Here is a 16,454-nt window from a genome sequence, read left to right as displayed (position 1 = left end):
AGCTTGCCCAACTGACCCGCAGACTGCGGCGTCAAAGCAACCCGACACTCGCCAGGATATATCTCCTTGGGTACTCCTAACTTCAAAACTCCAACTCCCTTCAGATGTTGCGACCGGGGCCTCGCCCCGCAAAGATCAGATCCAGCGTCGTGTTTTCGCCGTGTAGGCGTCGAACTGCGGGCCGAATTTCTCGGCCATCGTGGCTTCTTCCTTCTGGATGAACCGATCTGTGATCACCCACATGAACAGCGGCACCAGCAGCAGCGACGGCACGGCGTCCCAGTAAAGAACGAAACCCGTCAGAACCAGCGCATCGCCCAGGTAGATCGGGTTGCGACTGCGCCGGAAGATGCCCTGTTGCGCCAGCTGGTCGGGCACGCGATGCGGCAGTATCGTCGTGCGCTGCCGCCGAAGCTCCAACACCGCCAGCGCCATCACGATCAGCCCCGCACCAATGCACAAGCCGGCCAGAAGGTCGAACCCCGCGCCGGGAAATCCGCCCAGCGGCAGGGATTGCGACTGGACCCGCGCGAGGCCAAGGAACAGGGCCAGCCAGAGCGGCGGCCAATCGAGCCATCTTGACACCTGTTCCATTGTGATCCGTTGGGTCCGCCTGTTTCGTGCCACGAGATGGCGCAACATTATTTCGCCCCTCTTAGACGGCTCAGGCGAATATTTCAAATGGTAATAGCCGCAGTGCAGCAATGGTAGACCAAAGCACGAGGGGCCGACCTGCGACCTGGGAGACCGCCGCCGCGCCCCGCACGACCGGCTTTCCCTTGCGCTCGCGCCCGCCTGCGGCAAAGGATGCCTCATGACCCGCATTCGTCCCTATGTTGCCGCCGACGCGCCCGCGCTTCGCGGGATTTTCACCGAGGCGGTGCAGGTCGGCGCGCGGGCACAGTATTCGGCGGCGCAGCGCGACGCCTGGTCGGGCGCCGCGCAGCATTGCCCGCCCGACTGGGGCGACCGTCTGGGCGATCACCTGACCTTCGTTGCCGAACAGGACGGCGATCCTGTGGGCTTCATGACCCTGGGCCGTGACGGCCATCTGGATCTGGCCTTCGTACTGCCGCAGGTCATGGGCCAAGGGGTCGCCGATGCGTTGCACGACCGGATTCTGGCCGAGGCGCAGGCGCGTGGCCTGTCCCGCCTGACCACCGAGGCCAGCCTTCGGGCGCAGCCGTTCTTTCGGCGCATGGGCTGGCGGCTGGTCGCGCATCAGACCGTCGAGATTCGTGGCCAGAGGCTGGACAACGCGGTGATGGAAAAGCCGCTTCAGGCGCTGCGTAAACTGCCGCCGCGCTGACCCGAGGCCCAGTGGCGCACCGCCGCGCCGAAGGCTTCGAACAGGGGTCGAGACACCGGATCGTTGGCGGCGTTCCATTCAGGATGCCATTGTACCGACAGGGTGAATCCGGGCGCATCGCGCACATAAAGCGCTTCGGGCGTCTCGTCCTCGGCCCAGCCGTCGATCACGATGCGCGGACCGGGGGCCTTCACCCCTTGCCCGTGCAGCGTGTTGGTGAAGACCTCGCGTGCGCCCATCATCCGGTGGAACGGCCCGCTGTCGGTAAAACGGACGGTGTGGCGCAACTCGAATTTCTCGTGCAGCGTGCCATCAGGCGGCATCCGGTGGTTCATCCGCCCCGGCAGGTCACGGATTTCCGGATGCAGGCTGCCGCCCATGGCGACATTGACCTCCTGAAAACCCCGGCAGATGCCCAGGAACGGCTGGCCGCGTTCGACACAGGCGCGGATCAGCGGCAGGGTGATCGCATCGCGGGCGCGGTCGAAGGCGCCATGGGCTTCGGTCTCGGCCTCGCCGTATTCCTCGGGATGGACGTTGGGGCGGCCGCCGGTGAACAGAAAACCCGAGAAGTTCGCCAGCAGTTCCTCTACCGAGACGAAGCGGGGATCGGCGGGGATCAGCAGCGGCATCGCGCCCGAAACCTCGGCAATGGCCTGCGAGTTCATCGTGCCGCCGGCATGGGCCGGGTATTCGTCATTCAACAGATAGGAGTTGCCGATAATGCCGACCATCGGGCGCGTCATGGGAACCTCGCGAAGCTACGACGCTCAACCGTATTCGGTTTTCGTTGGCGCGTCGAGATCGCCGCCGCGGCAGGGCGGCCGGATTTGCACGCCGCCCGCGTGCGCGGCGGCCCGTCAGTTCGGTGGGCAATGTTCCATCATCCGGAAAAAATCCTGCAGAGTGCGGCCCCGCTCGGGCCGGAAACTGCCCGCCGGGGTGCTGCTGGCAATGCGGTCGACCCGGAACATGCGGAAATCCTGCCGCAACTCGCACCAGGCCACCAGGGTCCAGACCTTGCCCCAGAACCACAGGCCCAGCGGCCGGATGGTGCGGGCGGTCTGCGCGCCCTCAACGTCCATGTAGGACAGGTCGAGCTTCTGGCGGCTTTCGATCGCCGCTTCGATGTCGTCCAGCCGTTTGGCGATGGCCTCGGTCATTTCCGGCGCGAAGGAATGGATCTGCACCTGCCGGGCGCGGTCGCGCTCGGCCTCGGGCAGGACCGCCTCGATCTTGACCAGGGCTTCCTCGGCGCTGCGGGCCATGCTGGCGCCGCCCCAGGCGCGCAGCAGCCGCGCCCCGGCCACCAGTGCCACGATCTCGTCGCGGGTGAACATCAGCGGCGGCAGGTCGAAACCTTCGCGCATGACGTATCCGATACCGGCCTCGCCCTCGACCGGCACGCCGGTGGATTGCAGATCGGCAATATCGCGATAGATCGTGCGCTCGGACACCTCCAGCCGCGCGGCCAGCGCGGCCGCCGTGGTCAGCCGACCGCCCCGCAGAAACTGCACGATCTGGAACAGGCGGTCGGCACGGCGCATCAGCTGTGCTCGAACAGGCCGATGGAGTTGCCGTCGAGATCCTGGCAATAGGCAAACCGGCCCGCCGGGATCGGAATCGCGTCCGACAGCACCGTGCCGCCGGCCTTGCGCAGACGCTCCAGCGCCTCTTCCAGCGTGCCGGCGACGGCCAGATGAATGGTCGGCCCCTGCCCCTGCGTGGCCGGTTTGCCTTCGTAAAGGTGCCCCGCGACGCCGCCCGCTGGGTCAGCGGTCTGGAAAACGGCGGTTTCGTTGGGGCCCATTTGCTGGCGATCCAGTTTGCCGCCCGTAGCGGCTTCATAGAAGGCAATGGATTTGCCCAGATCGGTGACGGGGATTTCGATCCAGACGGTGGCGTGATCCGGTGTGAAGCTCATGGTTGATCCTTTCCTCGGGGTTGATGACCCACCCGTTGTGACACACCCCTCCTGACAGCATTCTGTCAGGAGGCTTCAGCAGGCGACCCTTGTACCGGCGCGGCAACAGGATACACCTGACACGAGGCGGCCAAAAGGAGCAGGACATGACCAAAGACAGCGCGCAACCGATCTATCTGGCCGATTACACCCCGCCTGCCTTCTGGGTGGATCGGGTCGAGTTGACCTTCCGCCTGCATCCTACGGCGACGCGGGTGCTGTCGCGCGTCGCTTTCCGGCCCAACCCGGATGCCCCCGGCCCGTTCACCCTGCACGGGCAGGATCTGACCCTGATCCGCGCCACCATCGACGGGAACGAGGTGACCCCCACGCTGACCGACGACGGTCTGACCTGCCCCGCGCCCGACGCCCCTTTCGTCTGGGAGGCCGAGGTCGAGATCAATCCCGAGGCCAACAAGGCGCTGGAAGGGCTGTACATGTCCAACGGCATGTATTGCACCCAATGCGAGGCCGAGGGGTTCCGCAAGATCACTTACTACCCCGACCGCCCCGACGTGATGGCCCCGTTCATCGTTCGCATCGAAAGCGATCTGCCGGTGCTGCTGTCCAACGGCAACCCGGCGGCCGCTGGCGAGGGCTGGGCCGAATGGGACGACCCCTGGCCGAAACCGGCTTACCTGTTCGCGCTGGTGGCGGGCGATCTGCACGCCCATCGAGACAGCTTCACCACCGCTTCGGGCAAACCGGTGGATCTGGCGATCTGGGTGCGCGACGGCGATCAGGACAAATGCGCCTTCGGGATGGCGGCGCTGAAAGCTTCGATGGCGTGGGACGAGAGGGTCTATGGCCGCGAATACGATCTGGACGTGTTCAACATCGTGGCGGTGGATGATTTCAACGCCGGCGCGATGGAGAACAAAGGGCTGAACGTCTTCAATTCCGCCGCCGTTCTGGCCAGTCCCGAAACCGCCACGGACGCGAATTTCGAACGCATCGAGTCGATCATCGCGCATGAGTATTTCCACAACTGGACCGGCAACCGCATCACCTGCCGCGACTGGTTCCAGCTGTGCCTGAAGGAAGGGCTGACGGTCTATCGCGACCAGCAGTTCACCAAGGATGTGCGCTCGGAACCGGTGAAGCGGATCGACGATGTGCTGATGCTGCGCGGCGCCCAGTTCCGCGAGGACGGCGGCCCGCTGGCCCATCCGGTGCGCCCCGAAAGCTTTGTCGAGATCAACAATTTCTACACCGCCACGGTCTATGACAAGGGCGCCGAGGTGATCGGCATGCTGCATCGGCTGGTGGGCGACGCCACCTATGCCAGGGCGCTGGATCTGTATTTCGACCGGCACGACGGGCAGGCCTGCACCATCGAGGATTGGCTGAAGGTCTTTGAAGATGTGTCGGGCCGGGATCTGACCCAGTTCAAGCTGTGGTATTCGATTGCCGGCACGCCGCATGTGAAGGTCACCGACACCTGGGCCGATGGCAGCTACACGCTGACCTTCCAGCAAAGCGTGCCCGACACGCCGGGCCAGACCGACAAGCCGCCCATGGTCATTCCCATCGCCGTCGGCCTGTTGGACACCGATGGCACCGAAGTGGTGCCAACCCGCGTTCTGGAACTGACCGAGGCCCGGCAAAACTTTGCCTTCGACGGTCTGGCAACGCGTCCGGTGCCGTCGATCCTGCGCGGTTTTTCGGCCCCGGTGATCCTGGAACAGACCGTGCCCGCCGAACACAAGCGCCTGCTGCTGGCCCATGACACCGACCCGTTCAACCGGTGGGAAGCCGGGCGGGCGCTGGCGCGTCAGGCTCTGCTGGCAATGCTGACCGACCGGGCCGCGCCCGATCCGGCCTATCTGGAGGCGCTTCAGGCGCTGCTGGCCGACGACAGTCTGGACCCGGCGTTCCGCGCGCTGGTGCTGCGCCTGCCCAGCCAGCAGGATCTGACGCAGGCCCTGTTCGACGCGGGCCAGGTGCCTGATCCGCTGGCCATCCATGATGCGCTAACAGCCATGGAAACCGCCATGGCCACCCATCTGCAGGCGGATTTGACGGCTTCGTTTGACGCCCATCAGGTGCCCGGCCCCTATCGCCCCGTGGCCGCGGACGCGGGCAAGCGGGCGCTGGCCAATGGGGCGCTGGCGCTGCTCACCCGCACCGACGCGGGCGCGCGGGCCAAGGTGCAATATTCGGACGCTGCCAACATGACCCAGCAGATGGCGGCCCTGTCGGCGCTGCAACGCATCGGCGCTGCCAGTGACGCACTGGAGCATTTCCACAGCCAATGGCAGCACGAACGGCTGGTTCTGGACAAGTGGTTTGGCCTGCAATCAAGCCTGTCCCTGCCCGCCGAGGCCGTCGCCACCGTGCGCCGTCTGACCGAGCACCCGGATTTCACATGGGAAAACCCCAACCGCTTCCGCGCTGTATTTGGCGGGTTTTCCAGCAACCTAGCCGGGTTTCACGATCCCTCGGGCGACGGGTATGCGCTGATGGCGGACTGGCTGATCCGTCTGGATCGGCTGAACCCGATGACCACGGCGCGCATGACCACCGCCTTCGGCACGTGGAAGCAATATGATGCGGATCGTCAGGCGCTGATGCGCGACGCCCTGGAACGGATCGCTTTGGTGCCGGTTTTGTCACGTGATACCAAGGAGATGGTGACGCGTATTCTTGCGGGCTGAAACGCGGCAGGGCGCGGTTTACTGCCGCCACGGCCGCCTTCGCGTCGGCGTGGATGGAACCGCACAGGGTGTTGCGGTAAACTGCGTCACACCGGCTTTGCAAAACCGTGGTTGGGTGCCCCGATGAAAGACAGAATCGACCCCCTGATCGAAGAACGCGCCCCGTGGCTTTACGCGGGCCATCCGTGGTCGGCACCCTCGCGGATGCTGCTGACGGGGATGCTGGGCTACAACAAGACCATCCGCCTGGGCGAGTATCTGGAAGACAAGCCGATGGACGAAATCATGGGCACCATGGGCGCGATGCTGGCCAGGGACGTGCAGGTCTCGGGGCTGGAAAACATCCCCCGGCAAGGTGCTGCCCTGATCGTGGCCAACCATCCGACCGGGATCGCCGATGGCATCATCCTGCATTCGGTGCTGAGCGGCATCCGTCAGGACAGCTATTTCTACGCCAACAGCGATATCCTGAAGGTGCTGCCGCAGATGGAAACGCTGATCGCGCCTGTTGAATGGCGCAAGGAAAAGCGCAGCCATGCCAAGACGCGCGAAACCATGGCCTATACCCGCAAGGCAGTGGAACAGGGGCGACTTGGCGTCATCTTCCCGTCCGGGCGGTTGGCCAAGCGGCGCGGGCTGAAACTGTTCGAACGTCCGTGGATGGCCTCGGCGGCGATGATCGCGCGCAAGTTCGATCTGCCGGTGATCCCGGTCAACGTGCGGGCGCGCAACTCGGCCCTGTTCTACCTGTTCGACCTGATCCACCCGACCCTGCGCGACATCACCCTGTTCCACGAGACCCTGAACAAGCATCACCAGCCCTATCGCATCACCGTCGGAGAACCGATTTCCCCGGCCTCGCTGCCCGCGAAATCCGATGAGGGGATCGAGATGCTGCGCAAGGCGACGCTGGCCCTGGGCGGGCGCTATGCGCCATCGGTGTCGCTGGTACAGAATTCGCGCCTGCCCGCCTGGGCACGTCCGGCACTGGGGTAGACGTCGCTCGGCTCAGTCGCGCAGGCGATAACCGGTCTTGAAGATCCACCAGACCACGGCAAGGCAGATCGCGGTAAACGCGGCGATGGCCAGAAGGCTCCACCCCACAGCCACGTCCGAGGCACCGAAGAAAGCCCAGCGGAAGCCCGAAATCAGATAGACAACCGGATTGAACAGCGACACCCCCTGCCAGAACGGCGGCAGCATGGTGATCGAATAGAAACTGCCGCCCAGGAACACCAGTGGCGTGATGATCAGCAGCGGGATCAGTTGCAATTGTTCGAAATTGTCCGCCCAGATGCCGATGATGAAACCCAGAAGACTGAACGACAGGCAGGTCAGAATAAGGAACAGCAGCATCGCGATCGGGTGCTGGATGTCGAGATCCACGAAGAAGAAGGCCGTCACAAGGATGATGATGCCGATCAGGAACGACTTGGTGGCCGCAGCCCCGACATAGCCGATGACGATTTCAAGGAAGGTCACCGGTGCCGACAGATGTTCATAGATCGTGCCCATGAATTTCGGGAAATAGATCCCAAAAGAGGCGTTCGAGATCGACTGCGTCATCACACTGAGCATGATCAGACCCGGCACGATGAAGGCGCCATAGTCCACCCCCTCGACCTCGTCGATGCGCGACCCGATGGCGGCACCGAAGACCACGAAATACAGCGAGGTCGACAGCACCGGTGAAATCAGGCTTTGCGACAGGGTGCGGAAGAACCGGGCCATTTCGAAGCGATACATGGTCAGGATGGCTTGCGGGTTCATGGGCGCTCCTTCACCAGATCCACGAAGATATCTTCCAGCGAGCTTTGGCTGGTTTGCAGGTCGCGCAGGTGCAGGCCCGCGTCCGACAGGTCCGACAGCAACCGGGTGATGCCGCTGCGTTCGGCCATGACGTCGTATGTATAGATCAGCGCGTTGCCGTCCTCGATCCGTTCCAGCGCGTATTCCGACAGCGCATCGGGCAGCGCGTCGGCCTGTTCGTGCAACTCCAGCCGCAACCGCTTCTTACCGAGCCGCTCCATCAGGGTGGCCTTTTCTTCGACCAGAAGGATGCGGCCATCGTTGATGACACCGATGCGGTCGGCGATGGCCTCGGCTTCCTCGATGTAATGGGTGGTCAGGATGATGGTCACGCCCTGCGCTTTCAGACGCCGCACGATGTCCCACATGTCGCGGCGCAATTCGACATCCACCCCGGCGGTGGGCTCGTCCAGGAACAGCACGCGCGGTTCATGCGCCAGCGCCTTGGCGATCAACACCCGGCGCCGCATGCCGCCCGACAATTCGCGCGTGGCGGCGTTGCGCTTGTCCCACAGCGACAATTGCCGCAGCACGTCCTCGACAATCGCATCCTTGGGATTCTTTCCGAACAGGCCGCGCGAAAAGGCCACGGTGGCGCGGACGCGGGCGAAGGGTTCCAGCGCCACTTCCTGCGGCACAAGACCGATCATCTGGCGAGCGGCGCGGAAGTCGTCGATCACGTCGTGTCCGCCGACGGTGATTTTGCCCGAGGTGGGGATGGCGATGCCGCAGATGGTCGAGATCAGGGTCGTCTTGCCCGCGCCGTTCGGCCCCAGCAGCGCCAGGATCTCGCCTTCCTGGATCTCGAGATTGACGCCTTTCAGCGCCTCGAAGCCGTCGGCATAGGACTTGTGCAGCTCTTGCACGGAAACGATGACGGACAAGGGCACTCTCCCGGCTCAGGACTGGTCCGCGTCTCTGCGCAGCCAAACATGCAACACGTCCCCTTCAATGGCACGGCTGTCGCTCAGATGGAAGCGCGGCGCGTCGCGCAGTGCCTTCAAGCCCATGCTGCCCAGCGACGGCCGGCCTTCGGCCCCAATCGCCACGCCGGCGGTGAAGCCGATCAGCCGGTCCACCTGATCGGCACGCAGCAGGGCCGCCGCGAACTGCCCGCCGCCTTCGCAGAACACGCGTGTCAAGCCGGCCTGCCCCAGCGCCTGCAAGCAAGACGTGGGATCGAGATGCCCATCCGCGCCGCTGTGCACAGACAGGCACTGCGCGCCCAGATCCGTCCAGGCCGCCACGCGATCCGGGTCCGCCCCTGCCCCATGCAACAGCCAGACCGGCAGCTGCCTTGAGGTGCGCGCCAGACTGCCGTCGCGCGGCAGATCCAAGCGGGTCGAAGCCACGACCCGCACCGGTTGATGGGAGATGCCCAGCCCACGCACGGTCAGCGACGGGTCGTCGTCGCGCGCCGTGCCGCCGCCGACCAGCACCGCGTCATGGGCGGCCCGTTCCAAATGCACCAGCCGCCGCGCGGCCGGGCCGGTGATCCATTGGCTGTCGCCGGTCTGCGTTGCGATCCGCCCGTCGAAACTGCTGGCCAGTTTCAGCGTCACCATGGGGCGGCCATCGCGGATGCGGCGCAGGAACCCGGCGTGGCTGACCGAGGCCTCACGCGCGCAAACCCCAACCTCGACTTTGAGGCCCGCAGCGCGCAACCGTGACAGCCCGCCACCATCCACGCGCGGGTCGGGATCGCGCAGGGCCACAACAACCCGTGCAATGCCTGCCGCCACCAGCGCATCGGCGCAGGGCGGTGTCTTGCCGGTGTGGGCGCAGGGCTCCAGCGTGACATAGGCGGTGGCGCCTCGCGCGGCCTTGCCCGCTTGCGCCAGCGCGACAGCCTCGGCATGGGGGCGCCCGCCCGGCTGGGTCCAGCCGCGGCCCACGATCCGCCCGTCACGTACGATCACGCAGCCCACCGCCGGGTTGGGCCAGCAGCGGCCCAGCCCCCGTGCGCCCAGGGTCAGCGCGTGGCGCATGTGGCGCTGATCCGCCGTTGTCACGGGATCACTTGTCCTTGGGATGATCCGGACGCAGTTCCGACACGAATTTGTCGAAATCATCCGCAGCCTGGAAGTTCTTGTAAACGCTAGCAAACCGCACGTAAGCGACAGTGTCGATCCGGGCCAGGGTTTCCATCACGATCTCGCCGATGGCGCGCGAGGGAATGTCCTGCTCTCCCAGCGATTCCAGCCGCCGCACGATGCCCGAGATCATCTTCTCGACACGATCGGGCTCCACGGGCCGTTTCTGAAGGGCGATGCGGATCGAACGTTCCAGCTTGTCGCGGTCGAAATCCTCGCGCCGGCCATTGGATTTGACGACCACAAGATCGCGCAGCTGCACCCGTTCATAGGTGGTGAAGCGGCCGCCGCATTCGGGACAGAAGCGCCGCCTGCGGATTGCTACATGATCCTCGGCGGGGCGTGAATCCTTCACCTGGGTGTCGACATTACCGCAAAACGGACAGCGCATGGGCGTCTCCCGATCGTCCAGCGACGCGCCGGGTTGCGCGCCCTCGCAAAAAGACTACCGCCTCTTGCGGGGCAACGCCACCCTTAGTGTACGTTCTGTAGCGACCCACAAGCGAGAGGCATGACGCCTCAGTTGTTCAGCCGGACCGGATCCTTCCGGCAGGTCTGCCGGGCAAGGCCGATCTGCGCGTTCTCGCCGGGGCGCATGCTGTAGTAGAGCGAATTCGAATAGGGAATGCTGCCCTGCGCCGCGACGGTGAAGAAAGCACTAAGCGAGCCGGTCCGTTGACCCACAGACGGCGACGACAGGACGACCACCCGATCCGCCGGGGATGCGCCCAGACGGCGGAACGCATAGTCGGCGGCAGCGCAATAATAGTCCGATCCGCCGCCCCCGGCCCGGCCCAGCACCTCGAACCGCGCCGGGTCACTGGTAGGCAGAACCCGGTAGCTGTTCGCGGCCATGAAGATTCCGCTGGTGTCGGTGCCGCTGCAAGCCGCGAGCCCGGCAAGAAGAAGGGTTGCGAATGCCTTGATTTTCATGCGTCTGCTCCACGATCAATTGGAAATCAAAATAGCATACGCCCGCCGGGTTACCAGCGGGCGCAGGATCACTTTCGGATTCAAGGCCCGATTACTGATCGAGGAACGACCGCAGTTTCCGCGACCGCGAGGGATGCTTGAGCTTGCGCAGCGCCTTGGCCTCGATCTGCCGGATCCGCTCGCGGGTCACGCTGAACTGCTGACCCACCTCTTCCAGCGTGTGATCGGTGTTCATGCCGATGCCAAAGCGCATCCGCAGCACCCGTTCCTCGCGCGGGGTCAGGCTGGCCAGAACCCGTGTCGTGGTTTCTTTCAGGTTGTCCTGAATGGCGCTGTCCAGCGGCAAAACGGCGTTCTTGTCCTCGATGAAATCGCCCAGCTGGCTGTCTTCCTCGTCCCCGATGGGGGTTTCAAGGCTGATCGGCTCCTTGGCGATCTTCATCACCTTGCGGACTTTCTCCAGCGGCATCTGCAGCTTGGCGGCCAGTTCTTCCGGCGTCGCTTCGCGGCCAATCTCATGCAGCATCTGGCGGCCGGTGCGCACCAGCTTGTTGATCGTTTCGATCATGTGCACCGGGATCCGGATGGTGCGCGCCTGATCCGCGATGGAGCGGGTGATCGCCTGTCTGATCCACCAGGTCGCATAGGTCGAGAACTTGTAGCCCCGGCGGTATTCGAACTTGTCCACCGCCTTCATCAGGCCGATGTTGCCTTCCTGAATAAGATCAAGGAATTGCAAGCCGCGGTTCGTGTACTTCTTGGCGATCGAGATCACCAGCCGCAGGTTCGCCTCGACCATTTCCTTCTTGGCCTGGCGGGCTTCCTTCTCGCCCTTCTGCACCTGCTGGATGATGCGGCGGAATTCGCTGATGTCGAGGCCGACGTATTGGCCGACCTGCACCATTTCCGACCGCAGATCCTCGACCTTGGGCAGCGAGCGTTCGAACAGTGCCTGCCAGCCGCGTCCGGGGTTTTCCTGCATCCGCTCGATCCAGTTCGGATCCAGCTCGTAGCCGCGGTAGGCATCGATGAAATCGCGCCGGTTGATCCGTGCCTGGTCGGCCAGCTTCACCATCGAGCTGTCGATCGACATGATCCGGCGGTTGATGCCGTACAACTGGTCGATCAGTGCCTCGATGCGGTTGGCGTGCAGATGCAGGCTGTTGACCAGCTCCACGATTTCCGAGCGCAACTTCTGATAGCGCGCCTCTTCCGAGGCCGAGAAGCTTTCATCCTCGTTCAGCGTGGCCGAGATCCGCTGATCCTGAAACTCCGACAATTGTTCATAGTCGTCGGCGATGCGGTCCAGGGTTTCCAGAACGCGCGGTTTCAGCGCCGCTTCCATCGCGGCCAGCGACATGTTGGCCTGATCGTCCTCGTCGTCGTCATCATCGGCCTGGATCGGGTTGCCGTCGGCGTCCAGCTCCTGCGTCTGCGCACCCTCGGCGGGCTTGGCGGTGCCATCGGCGTTGACCGGCGCAACGACGGGAGTGGTGTCGTCCTCGCCATCCTCGTCCATGGCGTTGCCGAAGGTGGTTTCCAGATCGATCACATCGCGCAGAAGAATGTCTTCGGACAGAAGTTCGTCGCGCCAGATGGTAATGGCTTGGAAGGTCAGCGGGCTTTCGCACAGGCCCGCGATCATCGTGTTGCGCCCCGCCTCGATCCGCTTGGCAATGGCGATCTCGCCTTCGCGCGACAGCAGTTCGACCGAGCCCATCTCGCGCAGGTACATGCGCACCGGATCGTCGGTGCGGTCCAGCTTTTCGGTTTCGGTCGTGGCAACCGTGACTTCGCGAGAACCGGTGGTTGTGGCGAGGCCAGTGGACTTGCTGGTATCCGCGTCCTCGGCTTCTTCCTCTTCGATGATGTTGATGCCCATTTCGGACAGCATCGACATCACGTCCTCGATCTGTTCCGAAGAGACCTGATCGGGGGGCAGCACCTGGTTGAGCTGATCGTAGGTGATGAAGCCCCGTTCCTTGGCTTCGGCGATCATCTTCTTGACCGCTGTCTGGCTCATGTCCAGCATCGGCTCTGCTTCGGTCTCGTCCTGCTTACGATCGTCGGCGTCTTTGGCTGCCATGCGGGGCTCCTCGGTGGATTCGCTGATTCGCGACGGGTCTCATAGAATCACATAGTACGCCCAAGCGATTCGGTCTTCCGTCTACCTGTTTTTTTTTGGGATTTCCTCACCAAAAAGCACGGTTTCCCTACCCGCGCTTCGGTTTGGAGAAGCTGATTCGGTCCAAAAGTTTGCCGAACGCCTCTTTCTCATCCCGGTTCAGTTTCGCGCCATTGGCGCCGGTGTCGTATTCGGTGCGGTCGTCCAGTGTACTCCGGTCGGCCTGATTGCGCGCTTCGCTGGCCTTGGCCAGCCGCCAGGCCAGCCGGTCTGCAGGGATCGCCTGCGGGGATTCAACGGCCTCGCGCATTTCGTGTGCCAGCCCGGCGCGGCTTTGCAGTTTCGTCAGTTCCTCGGAAAGGCACATTTCGGCGATCTCGAGGTTTCCGGGCGCGCGCACGGCGGGGGCTACTGCCACATGGCCCTGCGTGAACAGCTTTTCAAGGCATTGCGGCCCGACCGCCCCCAGAACCTGCGCGCGCAGGTCGTTTTCCTGCCGCATGTGCCACATCAGCACCGCATCCAGAATGCGCTGGTGATCGGGGCCGGTGAAACTCATTTCGGCCAGGGTATCGGCCACCTCGTCCAGCGCCTCGGGGGTCGAGATCACCGTGGCCAGAATCACCGCCTCGCGCAGCGCGATTTCGGTGCGCCCATCGGAACCGGCCAGCAGAGAGTTGCGGGTGGACGAACTGGGCACTGGCTTGGGGTCGGCCTTGAACGCCGCGCGGGTCTTGCGCGGTGGACGGAACGCCTGCCATTGCAGGTCACGCAGCGCGGTCCGGTAGTGATGCTGCACGGTCTTGTCAGGGATCTGGCCCACCAGCTGTTGCAAGCGCGCGTCCAGCGTGGCGCGGCGGTCGGGGCTGTCGAAGCTTTTGCCTTCGGTCTCGCGCCGCCACAGCAGGTCGATCATCGGGCGGGCGCTGTCCAGCGCCGTCTGCATCGCGTCGCGCCCCTGCGCGCGGATCAGATCGTCGGGATCCTTGCCCTGCGGCAGCAGGCAGAACCGCAGCCCGCGCCCGGCCTCCAGCAGCGGCAGCGCCCGGTCGATCACCCGCATCGCCGCCCGCACCCCGGCGGTGTCGCCGTCCAGCGCCAGGATCGGTTCGGGCGACATGCGCCATAGCATTTGCAGGTGATGTTCGGTGACGGCGGTGCCCAGCGGCGCCACCGCGCCTTCGAACCCGGCGCGGCACAGGGCGATCACATCCATGTAGCCCTCGGCCACCACCAGCGGGTGATCCTTGCCCGAGGCGGTGCGGGCGGGCCCGTGGTTGTAAAGCGTGCGGCTCTTGTCGAACAGGTCGGTGTCGGGCGAATTCAGATACTTGGCCTGCGCATCCGCCGCCATGGCGCGGCCCCCGAAGGCGATGCAACGCCCGCGCGGATCGCGGATCGGAAAGATGATGCGGTCGCGGAACACGTCATAGGGGCTGCCCCGGCCATCCTGCGGGCTGCGGGCCAGACCTGCCGCCGCCATCTGGTCAAAGGAAATCCCCTTGCCCGCCAGATGCTGCTGCAACACCTGCCGCCCGTTGGGGGCAAAGCCGATCTCGAAGCTCTCCAGCGCGGCGGGGTCCAGTCCGCGACGCTCCAGATAGGCGCGCGCCGCGGCCGCGCCGCCGCCCGACAACTGCCGCCGGAAAAAGCGCACGGCTTCCTCCATCACATCGGTCAGGGTGTTGCGGCGTTCGGCGCGTTCGCGCTCCTGCGGCGAGTTTTCCGGCACGGTCATGCCCGCGTCCGAGGCCAGCGCCCGCACCGCCTCCATGAACTCCATGTTCTCGGTCTCGCGCAGGAAACTGATCGCGTCGCCCTTCGCCTGGCAGCCGAAGCAGTAGTAGAACCCCTTGCGGTCATCGACGTGGAAGCTGGCGGTCTTCTCCTCGTGGAACGGGCACGGTGCCCACATGTCGCCGCGTCCGGGATTGGACTTGCGCGGATCCCAGATGACCTTGCGCCCCACAACCCCAGACAGGCTGGTGCGGGTGCGTAGTTCTTCAAGGAAACCGGGGGGCAGACTCATGGTCCCTATATTGACCCAAGCCCGCGCCCTGTCCAGCGGTCCCGCGCGTCAGAGACCCGCCGCGCGATAGCTGGCCGCCACCCGGTCGATGGCCACCAGATAGGCTGCCACCCGCAGGTCGGTGACGTCGTCGCGCCCATGCCAGACCTCGCGCATCGACTGATAGGCGGTGCGCATGGTGTCATCCAGACCCGAGCGCACCAGTTCCAGTTCATCGGCGCCGCGCAGGTATTTCTGCTTGAAGTCCGGGGTCATGGACCAGGCGTCGCCGAGGTATTTGTCCAGCCGCTCCAACTCGTCGACCACCAGCTGGTGGCGCGCTTCTTCCTGACGCCGCTGCATCCGGCCAAACCGGATGTGGCTGAGGTTCTTGACCCACTCGAAGTAGCTGACCGTCACACCGCCGGCATTGGCATACATATCCGGGATGATGACGGTGCCCTTGTCGCGCAGGTATTCGTCGGCCCCGGCGGTGACCGGGCCGTTGGCGGCCTCGATGATCAGCGGCGCCTTGATGTTGGCGACATTGCCCAGATGGATCACCCCTTCCAGCGCGGCGGGGATCAGGATGTCGCACTCCTGCTCAAGCACCGTACCGCCATCGCTGCTGTGGGTGGCGTCGGGATAGCCGGTGACGCCACCGTATTTCACGATCCAGGCGCGCACCGCATCCACGTCCAGACCGGCGGGCGAGAACAGCGCGCCATCATGTTCGATGATGCCGGTGATCTTGGCACCATCCTCGGTCTCAAGGAAATGGGCGGCGTGGTAGCCCACGTTGCCCAGGCCCTGCACGATCACGCGCTTTCCGTCCAGCTTGCCCGAAAGCCCGGCCATGGCCACATCCTCGGGATGCCGGAAGAACTCGCGCAGGGCGTATTGCACGCCGCGCCCGGTGGCCTCGACCCGGCCCGCGATGCCGCCGGCGTGGGGCGGCTTGCCGGTCACGCAAGCGGCGGCATTGATGTCGGTGGTGTTCATGCGGCGGTACTGGTCGGCGATCCAGGCCATCTCGCGCTCACCCGTGCCCATGTCGGGCGCCGGCACGTTCTGCGACGGGTTGATCAGATCGCGCTTGGCCAGTTCATAGGCAAAGCGTCGTGTGATCCGCTCCAGTTCATGCTCTTCCCATTCGCGCGGGTCGATGCACAACCCGCCTTTCGAGCCGCCGAACGGGGTTTCCACCAGCGCGCATTTATAGGTCATCAGCGCGGCCAGCGCCTCGACCTCGTCCTGATTGACGCCCAGGGCATAGCGGATGCCGCCCTTGACCGGCTCCATATGTTCCGAGTGGACCGACCGATAGCCGGTGAAAGTGTGCATCTTGCCGCGCAGGCGCACCCCGAAGCGCACGGTGTAAGTGGCGTTGCAGACACGGATCTTCTCTTCCAGACCGGGTTCCAGATCCATCAGGGACACCGCCCTGTTGAACATCAGATCTACGGATTCGCGAAAACTCGGTTCCTTGATCATTCCGTCGGGCATGGTTCGATGACCTCTCTGTCTGTCGCATGGCAGCACGTGTTGGGAATCGCG

The 16,454-nt window shown here is 64.5% G+C and carries 15 protein-coding genes; 3 read left to right on the top strand and 12 right to left on the bottom strand.

Translation table 11 applies throughout. The features are described from left to right. Window positions 1–135 precede the first annotated feature (135 nt). On the bottom strand, window positions 136–594 hold the full coding sequence (locus AB0T83_RS17835) for a methyltransferase family protein (protein ID WP_366194578.1): 459 nt from the start codon (window positions 592–594) through the stop codon (window positions 136–138). Between the two features lie 220 nt (window positions 595–814). Between AB0T83_RS17835 and AB0T83_RS17830 the strand changes: the two genes are divergently transcribed. Continuing rightward, entirely contained in the window at window positions 815–1,309 is a 495-nt protein-coding gene (locus AB0T83_RS17830) for a GNAT family N-acetyltransferase (protein WP_366194577.1), read from the top strand. Here the strand turns inward: AB0T83_RS17830 and AB0T83_RS17825 are convergent. The 3 genes from AB0T83_RS17825 to AB0T83_RS17815 all read right to left on the bottom strand — a co-directional run bounded on the left by AB0T83_RS17825 (window position 1,279) and on the right by AB0T83_RS17815 (window position 3,233). Continuing rightward, the gene (locus tag AB0T83_RS17825; protein ID WP_366194576.1) at window positions 1,279–2,055 is read right to left on the bottom strand and encodes a gamma-glutamyl-gamma-aminobutyrate hydrolase family protein; all 777 of its coding nucleotides are present in this window, start codon (window positions 2,053–2,055) and stop codon (window positions 1,279–1,281) included. The genes AB0T83_RS17830 and AB0T83_RS17825 overlap by 31 nt on opposite strands. A gap of 114 nt (window positions 2,056–2,169) precedes the next feature. After that, a complete protein-coding gene (locus AB0T83_RS17820; RefSeq protein ID WP_366194575.1) occupies window positions 2,170–2,856 on the bottom strand; it encodes a helix-turn-helix transcriptional regulator in 687 nt (228 codons plus the stop codon). Beyond that, window positions 2,856–3,233 carry a VOC family protein gene (locus AB0T83_RS17815; RefSeq protein ID WP_366194574.1) on the bottom strand — a complete coding sequence of 126 codons (378 nt, stop codon included), beginning with the start codon at window positions 3,231–3,233 and terminating at the stop codon, window positions 2,856–2,858. The genes AB0T83_RS17820 and AB0T83_RS17815 overlap by 1 nt, the downstream gene beginning before the upstream one ends. Before the next feature lie 146 nt (window positions 3,234–3,379). On the opposite strand from AB0T83_RS17815, the gene pepN reads away from it, so the two are divergent. Beyond that, window positions 3,380–5,929 (top strand): aminopeptidase N, encoded by a 2,550-nt coding sequence (gene pepN, locus AB0T83_RS17810; RefSeq protein WP_366194573.1) that lies wholly within the window; start codon window positions 3,380–3,382, stop codon window positions 5,927–5,929. Between the two features lie 123 nt (window positions 5,930–6,052). After that, window positions 6,053–6,925, top strand: a complete 873-nt coding sequence (locus AB0T83_RS17805) for a lysophospholipid acyltransferase family protein (RefSeq protein ID WP_366194572.1) — start codon at window positions 6,053–6,055, stop codon at window positions 6,923–6,925. A 12-nt stretch (window positions 6,926–6,937) separates the two neighbouring features. Here the strand turns inward: AB0T83_RS17805 and AB0T83_RS17800 are convergent, their stop codons facing one another. The 8 genes from AB0T83_RS17800 to AB0T83_RS17765 all read right to left on the bottom strand — a co-directional run bounded on the left by AB0T83_RS17800 (window position 6,938) and on the right by AB0T83_RS17765 (window position 16,391). Continuing rightward, window positions 6,938–7,699, bottom strand: coding sequence for an ABC transporter permease (locus tag AB0T83_RS17800; protein WP_366194571.1), 762 nt, complete (start codon window positions 7,697–7,699; stop codon window positions 6,938–6,940). Beyond that, complete coding sequence (locus AB0T83_RS17795) at window positions 7,696–8,622, bottom strand: ABC transporter ATP-binding protein (protein WP_366194570.1); 927 nt, start codon at window positions 8,620–8,622, stop codon at window positions 7,696–7,698. Before AB0T83_RS17795 ends, AB0T83_RS17800 begins: the two co-directional genes overlap by 4 nt. Before the next feature lie 15 nt (window positions 8,623–8,637). Further along, window positions 8,638–9,750, bottom strand: a complete 1,113-nt coding sequence (ribD, locus tag AB0T83_RS17790) for a bifunctional diaminohydroxyphosphoribosylaminopyrimidine deaminase/5-amino-6-(5-phosphoribosylamino)uracil reductase RibD (RefSeq protein ID WP_366194569.1) — start codon at window positions 9,748–9,750, stop codon at window positions 8,638–8,640. Between the two features lie 4 nt (window positions 9,751–9,754). Continuing rightward, window positions 9,755–10,222, bottom strand: coding sequence for a transcriptional regulator NrdR (gene nrdR / locus AB0T83_RS17785; RefSeq protein ID WP_193142349.1), 468 nt, complete (start codon window positions 10,220–10,222; stop codon window positions 9,755–9,757). Between the two features lie 128 nt (window positions 10,223–10,350). Then, on the bottom strand, window positions 10,351–10,764 hold the full coding sequence (locus AB0T83_RS17780; protein WP_366194568.1) for a hypothetical protein: 414 nt from the start codon (window positions 10,762–10,764) through the stop codon (window positions 10,351–10,353). Window positions 10,765–10,855: 91 nt separating this feature from the next. Then, the gene (gene rpoD, locus AB0T83_RS17775; RefSeq protein WP_366194567.1) at window positions 10,856–12,850 is read right to left on the bottom strand and encodes an RNA polymerase sigma factor RpoD; all 1,995 of its coding nucleotides are present in this window, start codon (window positions 12,848–12,850) and stop codon (window positions 10,856–10,858) included. A 127-nt stretch (window positions 12,851–12,977) separates the two neighbouring features. Then, complete coding sequence (dnaG, locus tag AB0T83_RS17770; RefSeq protein ID WP_366194566.1) at window positions 12,978–14,918, bottom strand: DNA primase; 1,941 nt, start codon at window positions 14,916–14,918, stop codon at window positions 12,978–12,980. A gap of 48 nt (window positions 14,919–14,966) precedes the next feature. After that, complete coding sequence (locus AB0T83_RS17765) at window positions 14,967–16,391, bottom strand: Glu/Leu/Phe/Val family dehydrogenase (RefSeq protein ID WP_366194565.1); 1,425 nt, start codon at window positions 16,389–16,391, stop codon at window positions 14,967–14,969. Window positions 16,392–16,454 lie beyond the last annotated feature (63 nt).

The organism is Meridianimarinicoccus marinus, assembly GCF_040689105.1.
In the GTDB taxonomy this organism is placed as follows: Bacteria; Pseudomonadota; Alphaproteobacteria; order Rhodobacterales; family Rhodobacteraceae; genus Meridianimarinicoccus; species Meridianimarinicoccus marinus.
Note: the sequence above shows the minus strand (reverse complement) of the source record. Positions and strands in the feature narration are given on the sequence as shown.